Consider the following 1116-nt stretch of genomic DNA (forward strand, 5'->3'; position numbering starts at 1 on the left):
GGACCAGGTCGTCGGTGGGCTCACCGCGGCCGGAGTAGCGGTGGGCGAGGTGGCGGGCCAGCGGCAGCCAGGCCTCGATGGCCCGGTCGCGCAGGGACACGCGGGAGGGGTGGCCGACGGGCATGGCAGCCATCGCGTTCAGCAGGTCGGCGGCGCTGTCCGCCGGCGCCTCGCTGATCGCAGGCTTCGTCTCCGCAGCCTCAACTGTCTGGGTGGCAGTCATCTCGGTCCTTCCTTGGCACCTGTCCGGAGAGCCGGCCTGGTTTGCACCAGGCCCGGTCGGGCAAGGTATCGCTATCCGTTCGTGGCCGACGGCGATCGATGATCACCGTCGTCCGCGCACACTTGGCCGTTCGGTTATGACGACCTTAGCCGAGAGGGCCATGGATGACTAGCCGAAAGTATGAGTCACTTTACGTAGTTGAATGATCACAGTGGACCACGGTGATCATTCGTCGTCTTTGCGGTCCTTTTCCGCCTTCTTCTCCTCCCTGGTCAGCGCCAGGTCGAGGGCCAGCACCGAAGCGATGATCAGCAGGGGGTCCTCGCCCGCCTCCACCCGCACCGCGTAGGTGTCGCGGATCGTCAGCCAGCGCTTCGACACCGCGGCCACGTCCCGGCCGTCGCGTTCGATCACGTACTCGTGATCGAGCAGGTCGCCCTTCATGGTCAGGTCCTCGGGGCCGGGGACGTCGATGGTGAACTTGTCCCGGAACGGCGTGAAGAGGTTCTTACGGACCTCGGCGGCCTTCTCCCCGCCGATCCGGATCTCGTACGTCGGCCGCAGCGAGACCAGATGCCGGTGCACGCTGGCCACCTCGGTGCCGGCCGCGTCCTCGATCACCACCTTGTCGCGGGCGCTGAGCACCTTGCCGTCGACGTGGAAGATCTTGGTGCCGTGTTCGTCCAGGACGTCGAAGTCGTCGCCGACGGAGAAGAACTTCTCTCTGATCACATACATGGCCCCGATTGTGCCCCGTGGCGGGGGGGGGGGGGGGGGGGGGGGGGGGGGGGGGGGGGGGGTGGGGGGTGGGGGGGGGGGGGGGGGGGGGGGGGGGGGGGGGGGGGGGGGGGGGGGTGGGGGTCCCTCGGAAGGGGGGGGTGTTCTTCTTCTTT

At 68.5% G+C, this 1116-nt stretch carries 1 protein-coding gene and 1 pseudogene; both read right to left on the reverse strand.

Annotation, left to right across the window (positions count from 1 at the left end; all coding sequences use genetic code 11):
• Positions 1-223 (reverse strand): annotated as a pseudogene (locus tag ACZ6S4_RS44625) (RNA polymerase sigma factor SigF); the annotation flags it as partial.
• A gap of 225 nt (positions 224-448) precedes the next feature.
• The gene (locus ACZ6S4_RS44630; protein ID WP_465480702.1) at positions 449-961 is read right to left on the reverse strand and encodes an LURP-one-related/scramblase family protein; all 513 of its coding nucleotides are present in this window, start codon (positions 959-961) and stop codon (positions 449-451) included.
• Positions 962-1116 lie beyond the last annotated feature (155 nt).

It is taken from the genome of Actinoplanes sp. NPDC051405, assembly GCF_055586185.1.

What these genes read in the sequence shown, in the direction of transcription:
- ACZ6S4_RS44630 (WP_465480702.1), bottom strand. Translation starts at nt 961, where the DNA reads ATGTATGTGATCAGAGAGAAGTTCTTCTCCGTCGGCGACGACTTCGAC.